This window comes from Streptomyces globosus, assembly GCF_003325375.1.
Classification (GTDB): domain Bacteria; phylum Actinomycetota; class Actinomycetes; order Streptomycetales; family Streptomycetaceae; genus Streptomyces; species Streptomyces globosus_A.
Genome location: NZ_CP030862.1, coordinates 4,377,567 through 4,394,879, shown reverse-complemented (window position 1 = coordinate 4,394,879; position 17,313 = coordinate 4,377,567). Strand labels below are relative to the sequence as shown.

The window sequence follows — 17,313 nt, the reverse complement described above, 5'->3', positions numbered from 1 at the left end:
CCCGGCGGGCCGGCCCCGCCCATCCACGCACCCTCCGGAGAGAGCCCGTGTCCACCACCGCGGAACCCGCCGCGACACCGACGGAGCGCGCCGCCGAGCCCCGACAGGCCGTGCACGGCCGGCTCCCCTCACTGACCGGCCTGCGGTTCATCGCCGCCCTGCTGGTGTTCTGCTACCACTCCTCGCTCGCACTGCCCGCCCTCAACCCGTTCGCCTCGAAGGACATCGCCGACGGATACCGGTGGCTGTTCGGCAACGCGGGCTGGGCCGGGGTCAGCTTCTTCTTCATCCTCAGCGGCTTCGTCCTGACCTGGTCGGCCCGGCCCGGCGACCCGCCGCGGCACTTCTGGCGCCGCCGCTTCTTCAAGATCTACCCCAACCACCTGGTCACCTGGGTGCTCGCCCTGGCGCTGCTGTCCGGGGCCACCACCCAGTGGTGGCAGGCCGTGCCGAACCTCTTCCTCGTCCACGCCTGGATCCCCGAGTTCTCCGTCTTCCTCGGGGTCAACCCGCCCAGCTGGTCGCTCGCCTGCGAGCTGTTCTTCTACCTCTGCTTCCCGCTGTTCCTGCACGGGATCAAGCGCATCCCGCCCGCGCACCTGTGGCGCTGGGCCGCCGGGACCGCCGCCGCGGTCGTCGCCGTGCCGACCCTGGCCTACCTGCTGCTCCCGGGCGACCCGCCCATGCCCGAGGGCTCCCCGGCCTCCGTCTGGCAGTACTGGAGCGTGTACATGCTGCCGCCGGTGCGCGCCCTGGACTTCGTGCTCGGCATGCTGATGGCGCGGATCGTCGTCACCGGCCGCCGGTTCGGCGTCCGCCCGCTGCCCGCCGCGGCCGCGTGCCTCGCCGCGTACGCCCTGTCCCTGTACGTGCCCTGGCTGTACGCCCTGGACGCGGTGTTCGTCATCCCGATGGCGCTGCTGATCCCGGCCGTCGCCCTGCAGGACGTCTCGGGCCGGCCCTCGCCGCTGCGCGGCCGGGCGGCGGTCTGGCTCGGCGAGGTCTCCTTCGCCTTCTACATGGTCCACCTCATCCTCCTGAACGTCGTCCGCGAACACCTCCTCGGCCCCGACACGTTCTTCGGTACCGCCGCCGGCATCGGCGTGCTGGTGCTGGAGGCCCTCGCGACGCTCGCCGTGGCCTGGCTGCTGTACGCGGCCGTCGAGAAGCCCGCGATGCGCCACCTGGGACGCACACGAAAGGCACAGCCTTGAAAGCAGTCACCTTCAGCTCCCACGGCCCGCCGGAAGTCCTCGCCGTCACCGAGCGGGACATCCCGCAGCCGGGCCGCGGGGAGATCCTCCTCCGGGTCGCCGCGGCCGCCGTGAACCCGGTCGACCTGGCCGTGCGCCGCGGCGACATCCCCTCCCCGGTGCTGCCCGCCGTCGTCGGCTGGGACGTCTCCGGCACCGTGGCCGCCACCGGCCCCGCGGCAGGCCGCTTCCGGCCCGGCGACCGCGTCGTCGCCCTGCGCCCCTCACTGGCCGACGGGGCCGGCGTGTCGGCCGAGTACGTCGCCCTCGACGAGCGGCTCGCGGTCCCGGCGCCGGCCGGCGCCCCGCTGGAGCACGCGGCGGCCCTGCCGCTGGCCGCGCTCACGGCCGAGCAGGCCCTCGACCGGCTCGGCCCCGGCTTCGCGGGCCGGCTCCTCGTCTGCGGCGCCGCCGGCGCGGTCGGCGGATACCTCGTGCAGCTCGCCGCCCTGCGCGGCCTGCACCCGGCCGCCCTCGCCCGCCCCGACGACGCGGACACCGTACGCGGGCTGGGTGCCGCCGAGGTGTTCACCGGGGCCGCGCCCCCGCCGGCAGGCGCGTACGACGCCGTCATCGACGCGGCGGGGCGGCCGCGGACGGTCGAGGCCGTCCGCGACGGGGGGCGCTTCGTGTCCCTGACGCCGTTCGCCGTTCCGGAGCCCGAGCGGTCCGTCGACGTCGAGGTGTACGGGGTGCGGACCGACCCCGCCGTGCTCGACACCCTGGCGCGCCGCGTCGAGCAAGGGCAGCTGGCGCTGCGGATCGCCCGCGTGCTGCCGTTCGAGGAGGCGCCCCGGGCGCACGCCCTGCTGGAGGCGGGCGGGACCCGCGGGAAGATCCTGCTGGCCCCGGCGCCCTGACGCCCTGCGGGAACCACCCCGGCCGCGGCCGGGGCGGGCCTCAGCGCCTGCGCGGCCAGGCCGGGCGGCGCCTGGAGGTGCGCGGGCCCCGCCCCGGCAGCGGGGCGGGGGCCAGGGCGAACGAGACCGCGATGTGCGCGCCGCCCAGGGGGCTCCGGCCGATGCGCACGGAGCCGCCCGTGGCGGTGGCCGCCCGGTGCGCGATGTCGAGCCCCAGACCGGTGGAGCCGGTGCTGCTGCCGCGGGACAGGGCCCGGTCGGGATCCGGGATGCCGGGCCCGCCGTCCTCCACGACCAGTTCGACGGCCAGCGCCGACCGCACGACGCGCACGCCGAGCGGCGTGCCGGGCGGGGTGTGCCGGAAGACGTTGCCGATCAGGGCGTCGGCCACCGCCGCGACGTCGTCCTCGGAGAGCGCCACCGGCGTGGGCTCCGGGGTGAGGTCCAGCAAGCACTCCCGGTCCTGGTGCCCCGCCAGCACCGTCCAGAACGCCGTCCGCCCGCGCACTGCCTCGGCCGCCTCGCAGCGCGGCCCGGCCCCCGCCGCACCGGCCGGCCCCCGCCCGGCGGCGGGCTCGGCGCCGAGGAGGCCCTGGCCCATGGGGCCCACCGCGAGCGGGGTGCGCGCCGCGGCGATGATGGCCTGCAGCTCCGCCTCCAGTTCGCCGACGGCCGTCTCGACCCGCGCGGACTCCGGTGTGCCCGCCATCCGCTCCGACGCCAGGTGGAGGGCGGTCAGCGGGGTCCGCAGCCGGTGCGACAGGTCGGCGACCAGCTCGCGCTCCACCGCCAGCAGCTCGGTCATGCGGTGCGCCATCGCGTTGAACGCGACGCCCGCCTCGCGGAGTTCCTTCGGGCCCATCGGGTCCACGCGGGTGTCCAGGTCGCCCTCGCCGAGCGCGCGCGAGGCCTGCGCGAGCCGCTTCGAGGACCGTACGACCTTCGCGCCCAGGCGGTCGGCGACGAGGACCGAGCCGGCGATCAGCCCGACCGCGAGGAACGCCATGACCGCCCAGGACTCCGCGACCCCGCGGGTCAGCTCCTCCTCGGGGACGAAGTTCTCCACGACGGCGACCCGGTCGCCGGGCAGCACCACCGGCTGGAGGCACATCCAGCCGCCCGGCACCTCCTGGGAGATCGACTCCCGCCCCCTGCGGGCCCGTTCGAGGAGCGCGGCGGGCGCCTTCGACCTGCCGAGCGCGCCGGCGTCGGGGAGGTGGACGACGAGGTGCTCGCCCCCGTCCAGGCTGGCGGCCGATTCGCGCAGGGCGGCCGGCTCCGTGGTCAGCGCGAGGACCGGTGCGAGCGCGGCGGCGCGCTGCTCGGCCTCGTTGACCCCCTGCTCCTTGACGAGCGACATCACGAGGAGGGCCAGCGGTATGAGGAAGGACAGCGCGACCATGGAGGTCACGGCGAGCGCCACTCCGGCCAGCGAGCGCCTCAACGGGGGGCCACCAGCTTGATGCCGACGCCGCGGACGGTCCTCAGGTAGCGGGGGGCCGCCGCGCGTTCGCCGAGCTTGCGGCGCAGGGACGACAGGTGCACGTCGACGGTCTGGTCGTCCACGTACGGCTCGCGCCACACCTCGGTCAGCAGGCGTCGCTTGGAGACGACCTGGCCGGCGTGCCGGGCCAGGAACGCCAGCAGGTCGAACTCCCTGCGGGTGAGCCGCAGCTCGCGGCCGGCGAGGAAGGCGGTGCGGGCGCCGGGGTCGACGACGAGCTCGCCGACGGTGGCCGGCCGCGGCGCGGCCGATGCGGCCGCCGGGGCCGCGCCGGCGCCGGCGGGCGGGACGTGGCTGGTGCGCCGCAGAACGGCGGCGAGGCGTGCGATGAGCTGCCCGCCGGAGAACGGTTTGACCAGGTAGTCGTCGGCGCCCGCGTTGAGAAGCTTGATGATCTCCGCCTCGTCGTCCCGTGCGGTGGCCACCAGCACGGGCACCGAGGATATTCCGCGGATCATGCGCAGGGCGTCGCCGCCGTCGAGGTCCGGCAGCCCCAGGTCGAGGACCACCGCGTCGACCGGCGTCTGGGTGAGCTCCCGCAGGCCGCCGAAGCCGTCGGCCGCGCTGCGCACGGCGTACCCGTGCTCCGCCAGGACCTCGATCAGTGACTGGCGGATGCTGGGGTCGTCTTCCACGACCAGGACGCTGGGCATGGGGGACACCTTAGGGGTTGGGCCGGAGCGGTCCGAGGGGAGGCCGCCGCCGGCCGGGGCGGGCGGGGCAGGCCCTTCCGGCCACGGCTAGCGGGGCCCGAACACCGGGCCGTCGGCGGTGATGCGCAGGTGGACGGGCCGGTCGGAGACCGGGATCGTGCAGCCTTCCTCGGTGCTGCAGCTGGCGTAGCCGAGCAGCACGGTGGCCTCTCCGGTGCCGTCGGCGCGGACCGGCAGGGTCGTGGTGACCGGGCCGTCCGGGTAGACGGGGACCGGGGCGCCGACACCGGGCACGCTGATCGTGCGCACGTCCGCGGCCGCGGTCAGCTTCCCCTCGGCGCGGAGCACTCCGGTGACGGAGACCGCGGTGGGCCGGCCGACGCCCTCGACGCCGGTGGCCGGCAGGTCGGTGCTGTACAGGTGGAACCCCTTCTCCTCGGGGGTGAAGACGGCTTTGAGGGTGCCCTTCGCGTCGCGCCAGTCGGCGATCGAGAGCGTGACGGTGACGCCCTTGTCGGTGAAGCTCGCCGTGGGCGCAGAGGCGGCGCCGTCCGCCTGCCCGGCGTCCTGGCCGCCGCAGGCGGTCAGCCCGGCCAGGCAGAGGAGGGCGGCGGCGAGGCGCGCCGGGCGTGAACGGCCCGTCCGGGCGGCGGCGTTCGAGCGGGTGGTCTGGGGCATGTGTGTCACCTGTGTCGTGTGTGCCATGTGTGCGTTCTTGTGTCGTGTGGTCCGGTCCGGGAGAGGGGTCAGAACGCCGCTGCGGAGTCCGCGCTCCACAACTGCAGGCGGTACACCAGGTCGTTCCACACGCCGGTGACCAGCAGGACGCCGACGAGCACCAGCATGCCCCCGCCGATCCGCAGCACCCACCGGTAGTGCCGCTTGACCAGCCCGAACGCCCCCAGCGCACGCCGGAAGGCGAGCGCGGCCAGGACGAACGGCAACCCCAGCCCCAGACAGTAGGCGGCCATCAGCAGCGCCCCGCGCGCGGCACTGGCCTCCGTCCACGCGAGGGCCTGTACGGCCCCCAGCGTCGGCCCGATGCACGGCGTCCAGCCCACCGCGAACACCGCGCCCAGCAGAGGGGCCCCGGAGAGACCCAGCGCAGGGCGCCGGCGGCTGCGGAACTCCCGCTGCGTGACGCCCGGCAGGAAGCCCGTGAACGACAGGCCCATGACGACGGTGAAGACGCCGAGCACCTGGGTGAGTGCCTCCTGGTGCGCCAGCAGCGTCCGGCCGAAGTAGCCGAACAGGGCGCCGCCGGAGACGAAAACCGCCGTGAAGCCGAGGACGAACAGCAGCGCGCCTGCGGCCATCCGGCTGCGGTGCCCGCCTCGCGCGTCTGCCAGATCGGCGACCGACAGGCTCGTCACGTAGCTGAGGTAGCCGGGGACGAGCGGCAGCACACACGGCGAGAGGAACGAGACGAGCCCCGCGGCGAAGGCGACGGGAGCCGCGATCAGCAGTGTGCCGTTGACCAGCGACGGCGCATCCGCCAAGGCGAGGGCGGCGGCGCCGGCCCCGAGGCCGGCGGCGGCCGTCACGAGGCCTCCCCGGCGACCCGCGCCACCAGCGGCCGCAGCTGCTCCTCGGTGACGGAGCCGCCGATCGCCGCCGCGACGCGGCCCCGGCGGTCGACCACCAGCGTCGAGGGGACGGTCTGCGGGTTCAGCACGGACGGCGGGAAGCGGAGCAGCAGCGCGCCCTCCGGATCGTGCAGGCTCGGGAAGCCCAGGCCGTGCGCGCGGACGAAGGAGCGGGCCGCCTCGCGGTCCCGGTCGCGGATGTTGATCCCGAGGAAGCGGACGCCGTCGCCGCGGGTCTGCCGGCTGACGCGCTCCAGGTCGTCGGCCTCCGCCCGGCACGGCGCGCACCAGGAGCCCCACACGTTCACGACGACGACCTGGCCGCGCAGGCCCGCGAGGTCGACCTGCCGCCCGTCGAGGTCCGCTCCGGCCAGCTCGGGGGCCGCCGGCCGGGCGCCCGGATCCGCGACCGCGGGCGCCGCCCCGGTGCCCGTACCGCCGGCGCCGCCCCGCCCTTCCGCGGGCCCGCCGCCGGGGGCCCACGCGGCTGCCAACGCGAGGCCCGCCGCCGCCACAGCGGCTGCTGCGACGGCGGCGACCGGCCGTCTCACGACGCCCACTGGCGCAGGAAGGCGTTGATGCCGTCCGCGGTCAGCGGCGGGTTCCCGGTGACGTGGGTGTCGGTGCGCACCGACCCGGAGGGGGAGACGACGACCAGCACGGGCATCCTGTACGTGCCCCCGGACGGGCTGTACTTGCCCAGCAGCGCCGAGTTGGCGGAGCTGCTGCCACCGATGTCGACCTTGACCAGGTGGTACGAGGCCCCGAGGAGCGCCGTGGTCTGCGGCTGGGCGAACACCTTGTCGGCCGCCTTGCAGTTGCCGCACCAGTTGGCACCGAAGTCGAGGAGCACCATCCGCCCGTCGGCCTTGGCCGCGCGCAGGGCCGCGTCCACCTGCTTCTGCGCGTCGGCGGAGGCGTCGTAGCCGGGACCGGGCACCCGGGCCGGGGCGGGCGGAGCCGAGGTGCGCGGCGCGGACGGCTTCCTGGAGGCGGCCGCCGAGGCGGACTTGGAGGGCGCGGCCGAGGGCTGCGCACTGGCGGACGCGGAGGCGGAGGGGGCCGTCGACGCGGTCGCGGAGACCTCGGGCGAGCCGCTCGCGGACTCCGCCCCGGCGGGGAGGCCGTCGGCAGGCAGGGATCCGGCGGACTGCCGGGCCGCGGACGGGAAGGCGGCCCCGGCGGGCTGGGAGGACGGTCCGCAGGCGGCGGTCAGCCCGGCCGCGAGCACCGCCGCTGCGACCGCCGGCAGCCGCCTCCCGCGCGCCCGGGCGGAGCGGGCCGACGCCGTCCGGAGGTCGGCGCGGACGGATCGGAGCATGCGAGAAGTCATGGCGAAGTCACCCCAGGGCACGGTCGGACTGCGGAAGGGCCGGACACCCTTCCGGCGCGGTGGAAGCGGCGGCCGGACCGGTCGGGGCGGCATGCCCCGGCACCTGCGGCCGCTCTGCTGACGCGAGCATAGGACCGCCCCGGGCGGCCGGAACCCCCGCGGCCGGATCTTGAGGTTGCCCTAAGGAACAGCTCACCTTCCGCTTCGCCTGCGGCCGCCCGGGGCCGCCCGGGGTTGCTCAGAAGGAGCTTTCGCGGACGCTGGCCTTCGCCCGGGGCTCGATCGTCGCGGTGATGGTGGAGCGGTGGTCGTCGCTGGTGAACGTCACGGTGAGAGTGTCGGCCGAGGGCTGTGACGTGCTGGTCTTGAAGCCCCGGTTCGGAACCGCGGAGATCAGGCACACCCCCCGGCTGCCGTAGCGCACCGTGGCCCGGCCGCCCTGGGAGGGGACCGTGTGCAGCCCCACCCCGCCCTCCTCGCAGTCCGGAGAGGACTTCACGGCGGCGGACCGGGAGGCGCCCGCCGAGGGCTTGGCCGGGGTCGGGGTGCCCGCCGACGGGGACGGCCGCGGCGTGGCGGCGGAGGAACCGGGGGAGGGCGACGGCGAGGGGCTCGCCGACGGGTTCGTCACCGCCAGCCACGCGGGCGGCGTGTTGACGACGACGGGGGCGGACCGTGCGACCGGGGGCGTCTGCCTGGTCGAACCCACCACGAACTGGACCGTGCCGAGCACGGCAGTCACACTGGCGGCTGTGCACGACAGCCATATCAGCAGGTAGCGCGAAGTTCGAGGCACGGCCCCATAGTGGCCGACGCGCCGCCCGGCCCGTCACCGCCTCCCCCCGAGAGCCGCCTCCCCCCGAGAGCCGCCTCCCCCCGAAAGCCGGCGTCCCCCGCACCCGGGGACGGGTGCGGGGGACGCCGGCCATGGGGGGCAGGGGTTACCTCGGCGCGCCGAAGTTCTGGGTCCACCAGGGGCCGCCGTCGCCCTTGTGGACGCCTATGCCGATCTCCTTGAAGGCGCAGTTGAGGATGTTGGCCCGGTGGCCGGGGCTGTTCATCCACGCCTTCATGACCGCGTCGGCGTCCGCCTGCCCGCGGGCTATGTTCTCGCCGAGACGGGACCAGGCGTAGCCCGCGGCCTCCACCCGGCTGGTCATGGTCGACCCGTCGGGGCCGGTGTGCGACATGACACCGCTGCGCGCCATGGTGTCGCTGTAGGCCCGGGCCGCGGCGCTCAGCTTCGCGTTGGAGGACAGCGGGCCGCATCCGGCCGCGGCGCGCTCCTTGTTGACGATGGCGAGGACCGCGGATTCGGCATCGGTGTTCACCGTGCCCGAACCGCCGGAGCCGCCCGAACCGCCGGAGCCGCCGGAGCCGCCCGAACCGCCCGAGCCGCCGCCCGTCGCGGGCTTGCGGGCCGGCGCCGCCGGGGAGGCGGGCGCCGCCTTGGCCTCGGTGCTGCCCTCCGCCGACGGCTCGGCGGGCGACGCCGACGCCGACGCGGACGCGGACGCCTCGGGCGTGGCGGACGGGCTCGGGCTCGCCGAGGCCGACGCGTCGGCGCCCGGGGCCGGCGGGGTGGCCGACTCCGCCCCGGCCCCGGCGGCGGCCGACCCGGACGCGGCACCCGCCGCGCCGCCCGCCCGGCGCTCGGTGCGCGCGTCGCCGTCGGAGTCGGCCACCGCGACGCCGACCGCCACGACCGCGGCCGCCGCGGTGACGGACAGCACGATGCGCGAACGCACGGCCTTCCGGCGTCGCGCCTCGGCGCGGGACACGGTTTCGGGGGTACGGCTGCGGCTCATGCCGGTGACACCTCACTGGGGGGACGGATGGGAGTCCGCCCGAGCCTAGGTGTGTGACCAGCGAAAAAAGCCCCCGGGAAGGGTTCTTCAAGGTCCCTTAAGGAAGCCCTCAGGATCAACACAGGGACCAGCCGGGCATTCCGCCCAACTCGCCCCGGCGGGCAGCGAGTCGGAGGCCGCGGCCGACCGTCATCCGGACCCGCGCGCGGACCCCTTCGACAGCGAGGCGCGCACCAGGGCCGCGGCGAAGCGGGCCAGGTCCTCCGCAGCTACCAGCGCGGCGAGTCCCTCCGCCGAGCGGGGCAGCCCGAGCTCTGCGGCGGCGGCGCGGGACCGCTCGTCGAAGAACGGCCGCAGCTCCGGCCAGACGGCCTGCGCCTCACGGCAGAAGATGTCCGCGCCGACCGGGCCGATCCGGGGCACATCCATGAGCCGTGCCCGCAGCGCGCCAGTGTCGCCCCCTGCCTCCTCCCGGAGCCTGCGCAGGTCGCCGCGCCAGCGGTCCAGCAGCAGCCGCGCCCCCTCGCCGAGCGCGGTCGCGGTGCTTTCGTCGTAGCGTACGTAGTGGGCGCGCCCGAGCGCGTCCACCCGGTCCTGCCAGGCGGAGTCCGCCATCGCCCGGGGCGTGCGCAGGCCCGCCGAGAAGAGCTCGCGGGCGGCCGCGGTGGCGATGTCGGCCCGGATCCGGGTCGAGCACAGGACCGCGAGCACCAGAAGCCGGTACAGCGGGGACGGCTTGTCGCGGAGCCGGATGCCGGCCTCGTCGGCGTAGGTCCTGCCGTGGTCGCGCAGGAGTGCGGCGGCCACCTCGGCGGTTCCCATCGCGGCGCTCCTTCCTCGTACGCGGGGAGCGCCTACCCCGCACGCCCCGCGCGTACCCCTCCCGCGGGCCGGGCGTCAGCGGCTCGCCGCGGAGGCCCCCCGAACCGCCGCCCCGGACTCCGCGCCCGATTCCGCGGCCCTGGCGATGAGCAGGTCCAGCAGGGCGAGCAGCACGCCGCGGACGTCCTCCCGCTCGCGGGCGTCCAGCATCAGGACGGGCGTCACGGGATCGCGCAGGTGCAGGGCTGCGGCGATCTCCTCGGCCGTGTATGCCTGTTCGCCGTGGAAGCAGTTGGCGCCCACCACGAACGGCAGCCCGCGGCTCTCGAAGAAGTCGACGGCCGGGAAGCTGCGGTCCAGGCGGCGGGTGTCGACAAGGACGACGGCCCCGAGGGCGCCGTTCAACAGGTCGTCCCACATGAACCAGAACCGCTCCTGGCCGGGGGTGCCGAACAGGTACAGCGCGACCCCGGCGTCGGTGAGGGTGATCCGGCCGAAGTCCATGGCCACGGTGGTGACGGCCTTGGACTCGATGCCGTCCAGGTCGTCGACGCCGACCCCGGCGGCCGTCAGCCGCTCCTCGGTGCGCAGCGGCTCGATCTCCGAGACCGTCTCGACGAGGGTGGTCTTCCCGACCCCGAAGCCGCCGGCCACGAGGATCTTGACGGGGGCCGCCTGCCGGGCGGCGTTCTCATATGCGGGCAAGGTTGTCCCTGATTCTCCTGAGCAGGTGGACATCGGCGGCCTCCGCCCCGTCCAGGGGCGGCCGGTGGTGGATCAGCCCGCGGTCGGCGAGTTCGCCGAGGAGCAGCGCCATCGGGGTCAGGCGGATGTGCATGCGGGCCGCGATCTCGGCGACCGCGCGGCCGTCCGGCGCCGGGCACATGGCGAGGACGGCCCGCCACTCGCTGGGCAGCCCGCTCCAGGCGTCCTCCGGGACCGCCGCCGTGATCGTCGTGTCCATGGTCATGACGGTGCAGGGGGCGGCGGTCCGGCCGTCGGTGAGGGCGTACAGGCGGGTCCGGCGGCGTCCGCCGGACCGCGGCGCGAGCGGCCCGCCGCCGTCCGGCGCCGGGTCCGCTGCGGCGTCCGCGGCCTGCTCCGGCTCCGGTCCGGGGTCGGGTACGGCGTCCGCGTCGTCCTGCGGCATTACGCGGGGGAGGCGGGAGGCTGCGCCTGCGTGCGCTCAGGGGTGCCCAGCCACTCGCCGAGCGCCTGCGCCGTCCGGACGGCCTCGCCGCCCAGCTCTCCCAGGCGCGCCTTGCGGGAGGTCACCACGATGAGGGTGCTGCCCTCGCCGCATCCCACGATGCAGAGGTAGCGCTCGTCCATCTCGACGAGCTGGCGGATCACCCGGCCGCCGTCCACCTCGCGCGATATCGCCTTCATGGTGGAGGCGACCCCGGAACAGGCGGCGGCGATGCGCTCCGCCTGGTCCCGCTCAAGCAGGTAGGCGCTCAGCCCGATCCCGTCGTTGGACAGGAGCACGGCGCCCTGGATGCCGGCGATCCTGCTCAGGTTGTTGTCCAGAACGCTGTAGATCATGTCGTTCGATGTCGTCGTCATGGCTGATCCTGTCGGAGCTCTTCTTCCACTTTCCGGGTCCCCTGTTCGTAGTCCGCCCAGGCGTCGGCCACCTCTTCGGGCGTGGCCGGATCCTGGCGGTCGGTCGTCTCGGGCGTCCGCGGACCGCGCAGCTGCTGCGACATGTGCGTCTGCGGTACGCGTTCGGGCAGGGCCGGCCGGGCGGCCTCCCGGGCCGGGAGCGCGGGGCGCGGGACGCCCTCTGCGCGGGCGGGCGGCGAGGGGTCGGTGCGGCGCCGGCTCGGCAGCCCGGCCGGGGTCGGCACCGGCGCAGGCTCCACGGCCCGCGGCCCCGTCACGCGCGCCGGTACGGGCTCCCCGGGGTCCGCGGCGGACGGCGCGGGCACGGGCTCCGCCGTGAGGGCGGGCTCCAACGTGAGCGCGGGTGTGCGTGCGGCCTTCCGCACCGGGGCGGCGGAGGCCACGGCCTTCGGTGTGTCGGCGGTGTCCTCCGCGGCCGGGCCGGGCTGCGCGGGCTGCGCCGCGGGCCGGTCCGCGGGGGCCAACAGCCCGCCCGGCAGCACGACCACCGCCGAGGTGCCCCCGTACACCGAGCGCCGCAGCGTGACCGTCGCGCCGAGCTGCTCGGCGAGGTGGCCGACCACGAACAGGCCCAGCCGGTGCGCGTTCTCGGCGAGGACGGCGTACGGCGGTGCACTGTGCAGGCGCCGGTTCATCTCCTCGTACGTGGCCGACGCGACCCGCGGCCCGCGGTCCTCGATCTCCACCGACAGGCCGTCGGCGACGAGTTCGGCGCGGATCACCACCTTCGAGCGCGGCGGGGAGAAGCGGGTGGCGTTGTCCAGAAGCTCCGCCAGCAGGTGGCTGATCTGGCTGATCACATGCGGCTGCACGCTCGCCTCGTCCAGCGCCTGCCGCTCGATCCGCCGGAAGTCCTCGACCTCGGCGGCGGCTTCGCGCAGCAGGTCGGCGATGCGCATGGGCTCGGTGTGCGGGTCGGGGATCTCGCCGCCCGCGAGGATGAGCAGGTTCTCGATCTGCCGCCGCATGCCGACCGTGAGCTGGTCGGACCGCATCAACTGCGCGAGCAGTGACTCGTCGTGGCCGAACGCGTCCTGGATGTCCTCGGTCAGGGCCAGCTGGCGGCTCACCAGGTTCCCGGTGCGCGAGGCGATGCCGGAGGCGAACATGCCGAAGCCGTGGCGCTCCGCCGCGAGCTGCCGGTGCCCGTCCACGGACACCGCGACGACCCGCGCGAACGCGTCGTTGATGCGGCCGACCTCGTCCCGGTGCCCGGTCACCCTGGGCAGCACGGACTCGTCGACGGGCCGGCCGCTGCCGAGCTGCGCCACCACGTCCGGGAGGATGCGCTCGGCGACCGCCACGGTGCGCCGGTGCAGGCCGTCCAGGCGGCGCAGTACCGACCGGGTGCTCGCCACCACGATCGCGACGACGAGCAGCAGCCCGGCGCCGCTGCCGCCGATCAGCCAGGCCACCTCGGTCTGCAGCCGGTCCGCCTTCGCCTCGCCCAGGGCGAGGACCTGCCGGGCCCGGTCGATGTTGAGGGTGGCCATCTGCATCGAGAAGTTGCCGTGCGCCGCGCGCCATTCGCCGACGTCGGAGGGGAGCCGGATGCCGGTGTCGGAGTCCTTGTTCTCGAAGATGATCGCGTTCTCGATGCGGGTCTTCGTCTCCCAGGCCGGGGAGGTGGTGATGCGCTCGTAGAACCGCCTGTCCCGCTCCGGGAGGTACGGCACGACCCAGGTCTCGTACAGGTAGCGCTGCGCGCCCACGGCACTGGTGAACTGGTCGAAGGCGCTGGCGCCCAGCTCGCGGGAGGGCCCGGCCAGGGCCAGCAGGGCATCCTGGCGCGCCACCATCTCGGAGGCGGAGAGCAGGGACACCACGGGGCGGCTCGCCTGGGTGAGTTCGGCGTCCTCGGAGTGGCTGAACTCGTGCTGGTACACGCGGATGATCTCGTTGACCAGCGCGGTGTAGTAGGCGAGCAGGCTGTCGGGGGTGCCGGTGCGGGCGTCCGCGCGCCCGCGGTAGACCGCCAGGTCGCCGAGCTGGCGCACCACTTCCCCGACGGACACGCCCGCCTCGGCGGCCGCCCGGCGGAACTCGGCCGCCGCGCGGTCCGTCGCCTGCCGCCGCTGCCGGAGCTCCTGCTCGGCTCCGGGGCTGCCCGCCCACAGGGCCGCCGAGGCGGTGCGCTCGGCCTGGAGGTCGACGAGGAGCGTGTACAGGGGGACGCCCGTGTGCTCACTGGCCGCCACATCGGCGCGCAGGTGGGCGGATTGGTCCAGGAGCCGTTCGGCGGTGACCACCGTCTGCGTTCCCATGGCCACCGTGGGCACGACCGCGAGGCACACCAGGAGCGTGCGCAGCCGCACGGTCCGCCGCCGCGGCCCCTGCTGCCGGGCCGTCATGGCCGCCGGTGGGCCTTCGGGTTCTGTCGAAGTCATCGTTCCTCGGGGGCGGCTGGGCAGGGGAGGGGAGCGGGGGACGACAGCCAGTCGGAAGGGGCTGATCATAACCAGCCACACGGTCGAAACCGATACGTTGTTTCGATAATCGGAGCATGTTATGAGCGGCGCGCCCGTTGCCAACCGGAGTCCTGATCGGAACCCGATCGCGATGCGCCGCGGGGGCCTTCGGGGCGCCGGCCGTGCGGCCGTTGCCCGGTGTCATCCGGCCAACGGGTGCCGACGTGCGCCCTTCAGGCCGGCGCATCCGCCCCCTCGCGTGTTACCCGGTGGTAGGGAATGATGGCGGCCGACCACACACGCGGCTGGGCGGGGGTAGCGGTGACGGCATTCGAGATACGGACCGGTGTGCACGCCTTCCGGGACGACGCCCTCGGCGAGCACGACGCCGTGGGCCTCGCCGACGCGATCCGGCGGGGCGAGGTCGGCGCCGCCGAAGCCGCCCGCGACGCGGCCGAGCGCGTCCGCGCGGTCGACGCCCGGCTCCGCGCGGTCGAGGTGCACAGCAGCCCTCCGGCCTCCGGCGGTGCGCCGGGCGGCGGCGTCTTCGCCGGGGTGCCGACCTTCGTCAAGGACAACACCGACTACCGCGGACTGCCCACCGGGCACGGGAGTTCCGCCTTCCGCCCGCGGCCCGCCCGCAACCACGCCCCGTTCGCCCGGCAGTTCCTCAGCACCGGCGTCACCGTGCTGGGCAAGACCCGCCTCCCCGAGTTCGGCTTCAGCCCGACCACGGAGTACGAGGGCGCCGAGCCGGTCCGCAACCCCTGGCACACCGGGTACTCGGCGGGCGGCTCCTCCGGCGGCAGCGCCGCCCTCGTCGCCGCAGGAGCCGTCCCCCTCGCGCACGCCAACGACGGCGGCGGCTCCATCCGCATCCCCGCCGCCTGCTGCGGGCTCGTCGGCCTCAAGCCGACCCGCGGCCGGGTCGTCGCGAACGCGCAGAGCCGCATGCTGCCCCTCGACATCGTCGCCGACGGCGTCGTCAGCCGCTCGGTGCGCGACGCTGCCGCGTTCCTCGCCGCCGCGGAGGCGTACCGGCCCCATCCGAAGCTGCCGCCCGTCGGCTCCGTGGAGGGCCCCGCGAAGCGCCGGCTGCGGATCGGGCTGCTGCCCGACTCGCCGAACGGGGTGCGCACCGACACCGCCACCCGGGCCGCCGTCCTCGCCACCGGGGAAGCGCTCGAACGGCTCGGGCACACCGTGGAGCCGGCGGTCGTCGCCGTCGACCCGCGCTTCACCGACGACTTCCTCGCCTACTGGGGGATGCTGTCCTTCCTGATCGGAGCCACCGGCCGGAGCCTCGGCGCGGACTTCGACCGGCGCCGCATGGACCCCCTCAGCCGCGGGCTCCGCGAGTCGTACCTGGCCGTCTGGCGGCAGACCCCGGGCGTGCTGCGCCGGCTGCGGAGCACGGCCGTGGCGTACGCGGCCGCCTTCCGCGGCTTCGACCTCCTGCTGTCGCCCGTGCTCGCGCACACCACCCCGCGGCTCGGGCACCTCAGCCCGACCGTCCCCTACCCGCAGCTCATCGAGCGGATCCTCACGTACGTGGCGTTCACGCCCGTCGACAACGTCGTCGGGACGCCGTCGATCTCCCTCCCGTCGGCGCACGCGACGGACGACGGCCTGCCCGTCGGCGTCATGTTCGCCGGCCGGCCCGGGGCGGAGCGCACGCTCCTGGAGATCGCGTTCGAGCTGGAGGCGGACCGGCCCTTCCGCCGTATCCAGGACCTGTGAGGCGGCGGCGCGGGCGGGCGGGAACGCGGCGGCGGGGCCGGGCGTTGTAGGGGTGACGGCGGGACGGCGAGCGGCCGTCCCCCGGTGACGGGTGGAGGTGTCCCATGTCCAAGCGCGCGGGAGTCGCGGCTGCCGGTGTCCTGGCGGCGATCGTGTTGTTCGGCCTGGTCGGGTTCTGGGCGGGGCTGCTGGTGCTGATCGGTGTGCCGGCGGCGGCGTACCTGCTGCTGGACCCCTCCCAGCGGCGCCGCGTGCGGGACGTCTCCCGCAGGGAGCTGGGCCGCTGACCGGCGCGGTCCCGACGGGGCCGGACCGGGCCGGGCCTCAGGCCCCTCAGTAGTAGCCGCGCATCAGCTCGGTGGCCCACGCGGGCTGGCTGACCTCCCCGCGGGGACCGAACTCCGCCATGTACGGCTTGATGTCCAGGACCGGCGTGCCGTCCACCGCGTCGAGACCCTCGACGCGGATGTCCAGGCCGTCGACCGCGACGATCCGGCAGCGGGAGACACCCAGCCGGTTCGGTCGGTTCTTGCCGCGCTGGGCGAAGATCCCGACCAGCGGCCAGTCCGGGTTGCCCCGCGGCCGCCGGGCGCCCGACTCGACCTCCTCGGGCGGGACCCGGTCGAAGTGGTAGACGACCTCCGCATGCGAGAAGGCGTCCAGTCCGTACAGCGCCTCGGGGCCGAACCGCGCGGCGTCCAGCCGGATCACGGCCGTCTCGCACCCCCAGTCGTCGTCCACCACGTCCGTCCGGCCGCCGACCACCACGGCGACCGGCTCCCATTCCACCGGCACGGCGTTCACCCCTCCTCCAGGCGCCCCGTCACACGGGGCGTACAGCCACCCGGTCCAGCGCCTCCAACAGCCCCGGCAGGTCCGGGAGCCCGCCGGGCCCGCCGTCCGGAACCGGGAGGACCTCGCCCGGCTCCTCGTCCAGCAGGACGAAGGCGCTTCCGCCGGTTCCGCCGGTCCCGCCCGTCCGGGCGACCAGCGACCAGCCGGGGCCGTCCGCCCGGAGGGTGCGGGCGCCCTCGCCCGCGAACGCCGACCGCACCCGGCCCGCCGGCGGCGGCGTCCGCGTGTACGCCCCGGCCTCCGCCAGCGCCCGCGCCAGCCCGGGGTGCGCCGCTGCCGCCGCGCCGCCGTCCGCGGCGGCGCGCCCGCTCCACTCGGCCCACTCCCGGGCGACCTGGTCGGCCCCCAGCCGGCGCTGCACCGGCCCCCAGCCGTCCGCGGACGGCGGGGCCAGCGGCACCCGCCCGGTGCCGTCCGCACCCTGCTCCGGATCATGCGGCTCCGGCAGTCCCGACGCGGCCACCGTCAGCTCCAGCGGCCACCCGGCCAGCGAGGCGACGACCGTCCGCTCGTCGGGCGAGAGGTCGTACTCCATGCCGCAGTCCCAGGCCGCGACGGCGGCGGCGACCAGCGAGACGTCGTCCACGACGACCGTCCAGCGGGCGCCCTCCTCGTCCTGCCCGAGCACCAGCCCGTACCCCTGCGGGTCGGGAGCCACCCCGAGCAGCGCGCACGCCTCGGGGAAGTCGTCGCCCAGCACGCTCGGAAACCCGGCCGGGGTCAGCAGCACCGCGGTCAGCACCCACAGGGAACCGCCGCCCTCGTCCTCGGACACCTGGCCTCCCGGTCTCTTGCCGCCCGTCGGCGCACCCTAACCAGCCGGTAACCTCCCCGTCGAGAGCCCGTCGGCGCCGATTTCCAAGGT

19 protein-coding genes are annotated in these 17,313 nt (G+C 75.6%); 4 read left to right on the top strand and 15 right to left on the bottom strand.

Annotated elements, in window-relative coordinates; all coding sequences use genetic code 11:
* The first annotated feature begins 47 nt into the window (after window positions 1-47).
* Together C0216_RS19310 and C0216_RS19305 are read left to right on the top strand one after the other, a co-directional pair.
* Window positions 48-1,214, top strand: coding sequence for an acyltransferase family protein (locus tag C0216_RS19310; RefSeq protein ID WP_114056491.1), 1,167 nt, complete (start codon window positions 48-50; stop codon window positions 1,212-1,214).
* A complete protein-coding gene (locus tag C0216_RS19305) occupies window positions 1,211-2,113 on the top strand; it encodes an NADP-dependent oxidoreductase (RefSeq protein WP_114056490.1) in 903 nt (300 codons plus the stop codon). Before C0216_RS19310 ends, C0216_RS19305 begins: the two co-directional genes overlap by 4 nt.
* A gap of 40 nt (window positions 2,114-2,153) precedes the next feature.
* On the opposite strand, the gene C0216_RS19300 is transcribed toward C0216_RS19305, so the two are convergent.
* The 13 genes from C0216_RS19300 to C0216_RS19235 all read right to left on the bottom strand — a co-directional run bounded on the left by C0216_RS19300 (window position 2,154) and on the right by C0216_RS19235 (window position 13,832).
* Window positions 2,154-3,557 (bottom strand): HAMP domain-containing protein, encoded by a 1,404-nt coding sequence (locus C0216_RS19300; protein WP_114056489.1) that lies wholly within the window; start codon window positions 3,555-3,557, stop codon window positions 2,154-2,156.
* Window positions 3,554-4,270 carry a response regulator transcription factor gene (locus C0216_RS19295; protein ID WP_114056488.1) on the bottom strand — a complete coding sequence of 239 codons (717 nt, stop codon included), beginning with the start codon at window positions 4,268-4,270 and terminating at the stop codon, window positions 3,554-3,556. Before C0216_RS19295 ends, C0216_RS19300 begins: the two co-directional genes overlap by 4 nt.
* Window positions 4,271-4,357: 87 nt before the next feature.
* Entirely contained in the window at window positions 4,358-4,948 is a 591-nt protein-coding gene (locus tag C0216_RS19290; RefSeq protein ID WP_114056487.1) for a hypothetical protein, read from the bottom strand.
* Between the two features lie 68 nt (window positions 4,949-5,016).
* The gene (locus C0216_RS19285; RefSeq protein ID WP_114056486.1) at window positions 5,017-5,814 is read right to left on the bottom strand and encodes a cytochrome c biogenesis CcdA family protein; all 798 of its coding nucleotides are present in this window, start codon (window positions 5,812-5,814) and stop codon (window positions 5,017-5,019) included.
* Window positions 5,811-6,407 carry a TlpA disulfide reductase family protein gene (locus tag C0216_RS19280; protein ID WP_246042622.1) on the bottom strand — a complete coding sequence of 199 codons (597 nt, stop codon included), beginning with the start codon at window positions 6,405-6,407 and terminating at the stop codon, window positions 5,811-5,813. Before C0216_RS19280 ends, C0216_RS19285 begins: the two co-directional genes overlap by 4 nt.
* Window positions 6,404-7,177 (bottom strand): thioredoxin family protein, encoded by a 774-nt coding sequence (locus tag C0216_RS35095; protein ID WP_114056484.1) that lies wholly within the window; start codon window positions 7,175-7,177, stop codon window positions 6,404-6,406. Before C0216_RS35095 ends, C0216_RS19280 begins: the two co-directional genes overlap by 4 nt.
* 250 nt (window positions 7,178-7,427) lie before the next feature.
* Window positions 7,428-7,985 carry a hypothetical protein gene (locus tag C0216_RS34570; RefSeq protein ID WP_246042621.1) on the bottom strand — a complete coding sequence of 186 codons (558 nt, stop codon included), beginning with the start codon at window positions 7,983-7,985 and terminating at the stop codon, window positions 7,428-7,430.
* A 145-nt stretch (window positions 7,986-8,130) separates the two neighbouring features.
* Window positions 8,131-8,997: a CAP domain-containing protein gene (locus tag C0216_RS19260; protein WP_114056482.1), complete on the bottom strand. Its 867-nt coding sequence runs from the start codon at window positions 8,995-8,997 to the stop codon at window positions 8,131-8,133.
* 189 nt (window positions 8,998-9,186) lie between these two features.
* A complete protein-coding gene (locus C0216_RS19255; RefSeq protein ID WP_114056481.1) occupies window positions 9,187-9,819 on the bottom strand; it encodes an endonuclease in 633 nt (210 codons plus the stop codon).
* A 75-nt stretch (window positions 9,820-9,894) separates the two neighbouring features.
* The gene (locus tag C0216_RS19250; RefSeq protein WP_114056480.1) at window positions 9,895-10,557 is read right to left on the bottom strand and encodes a GTP-binding protein; all 663 of its coding nucleotides are present in this window, start codon (window positions 10,555-10,557) and stop codon (window positions 9,895-9,897) included.
* Window positions 10,511-10,969 carry a DUF742 domain-containing protein gene (locus C0216_RS19245; protein WP_114056479.1) on the bottom strand — a complete coding sequence of 153 codons (459 nt, stop codon included), beginning with the start codon at window positions 10,967-10,969 and terminating at the stop codon, window positions 10,511-10,513. Before C0216_RS19245 ends, C0216_RS19250 begins: the two co-directional genes overlap by 47 nt.
* On the bottom strand, window positions 10,969-11,385 hold the full coding sequence (locus C0216_RS19240; protein ID WP_114056478.1) for a roadblock/LC7 domain-containing protein: 417 nt from the start codon (window positions 11,383-11,385) through the stop codon (window positions 10,969-10,971). The genes C0216_RS19245 and C0216_RS19240 overlap by 1 nt, the downstream gene beginning before the upstream one ends.
* Window positions 11,382-13,832 (bottom strand): sensor histidine kinase, encoded by a 2,451-nt coding sequence (locus C0216_RS19235; protein WP_246042619.1) that lies wholly within the window; start codon window positions 13,830-13,832, stop codon window positions 11,382-11,384. Before C0216_RS19235 ends, C0216_RS19240 begins: the two co-directional genes overlap by 4 nt.
* A gap of 342 nt (window positions 13,833-14,174) precedes the next feature.
* On the opposite strand from C0216_RS19235, the gene C0216_RS19230 reads away from it, so the two are divergent.
* Both C0216_RS19230 and C0216_RS19225 read left to right on the top strand, forming a co-directional pair.
* The gene (locus C0216_RS19230; protein ID WP_114058783.1) at window positions 14,175-15,593 is read left to right on the top strand and encodes an amidase; all 1,419 of its coding nucleotides are present in this window, start codon (window positions 14,175-14,177) and stop codon (window positions 15,591-15,593) included.
* Between the two features lie 104 nt (window positions 15,594-15,697).
* On the top strand, window positions 15,698-15,880 hold the full coding sequence (locus tag C0216_RS19225) for a hypothetical protein (RefSeq protein WP_114056476.1): 183 nt from the start codon (window positions 15,698-15,700) through the stop codon (window positions 15,878-15,880).
* 46 nt (window positions 15,881-15,926) lie between these two features.
* On the opposite strand, the gene C0216_RS19220 is transcribed toward C0216_RS19225, so the two are convergent.
* A complete protein-coding gene (locus C0216_RS19220) occupies window positions 15,927-16,397 on the bottom strand; it encodes an SAM-dependent methyltransferase (protein WP_246042618.1) in 471 nt (156 codons plus the stop codon).
* 19 nt (window positions 16,398-16,416) lie between these two features.
* Window positions 16,417-17,223: a hypothetical protein gene (locus C0216_RS19215; protein WP_114056475.1), complete on the bottom strand. Its 807-nt coding sequence runs from the start codon at window positions 17,221-17,223 to the stop codon at window positions 16,417-16,419.
* Between the last annotated feature and the right edge of the window lie 90 nt (window positions 17,224-17,313).

Coding starts and splice junctions, on each gene's coding strand:
- C0216_RS19295 (WP_114056488.1), bottom strand. CDS start 4,270: ATGCCCAGCGTCCTGGTCGTGGAAGACGACCCCAGCATCCGCCAGTCA.
- C0216_RS19290 (WP_114056487.1), bottom strand. CDS start 4,948: ATGCCCCAGACCACCCGCTCGAACGCCGCCGCCCGGACGGGCCGTTCA.
- C0216_RS35095 (WP_114056484.1), bottom strand. CDS start 7,177: ATGCTCCGATCCGTCCGCGCCGACCTCCGGACGGCGTCGGCCCGCTCC.
- C0216_RS19260 (WP_114056482.1), bottom strand. CDS start 8,997: ATGAGCCGCAGCCGTACCCCCGAAACCGTGTCCCGCGCCGAGGCGCGA.
- C0216_RS19255 (WP_114056481.1), bottom strand. CDS start 9,819: ATGGGAACCGCCGAGGTGGCCGCCGCACTCCTGCGCGACCACGGCAGG.
- C0216_RS19250 (WP_114056480.1), bottom strand. CDS start 10,557: ATGTCCACCTGCTCAGGAGAATCAGGGACAACCTTGCCCGCATATGAG.
- C0216_RS19245 (WP_114056479.1), bottom strand. CDS start 10,969: ATGCCGCAGGACGACGCGGACGCCGTACCCGACCCCGGACCGGAGCCG.
- C0216_RS19240 (WP_114056478.1), bottom strand. CDS start 11,385: ATGACGACGACATCGAACGACATGATCTACAGCGTTCTGGACAACAAC.
- C0216_RS19235 (WP_246042619.1), bottom strand. CDS start 13,832: ATGACTTCGACAGAACCCGAAGGCCCACCGGCGGCCATGACGGCCCGG.
- C0216_RS19225 (WP_114056476.1), top strand. CDS start 15,698: ATGTCCAAGCGCGCGGGAGTCGCGGCTGCCGGTGTCCTGGCGGCGATC.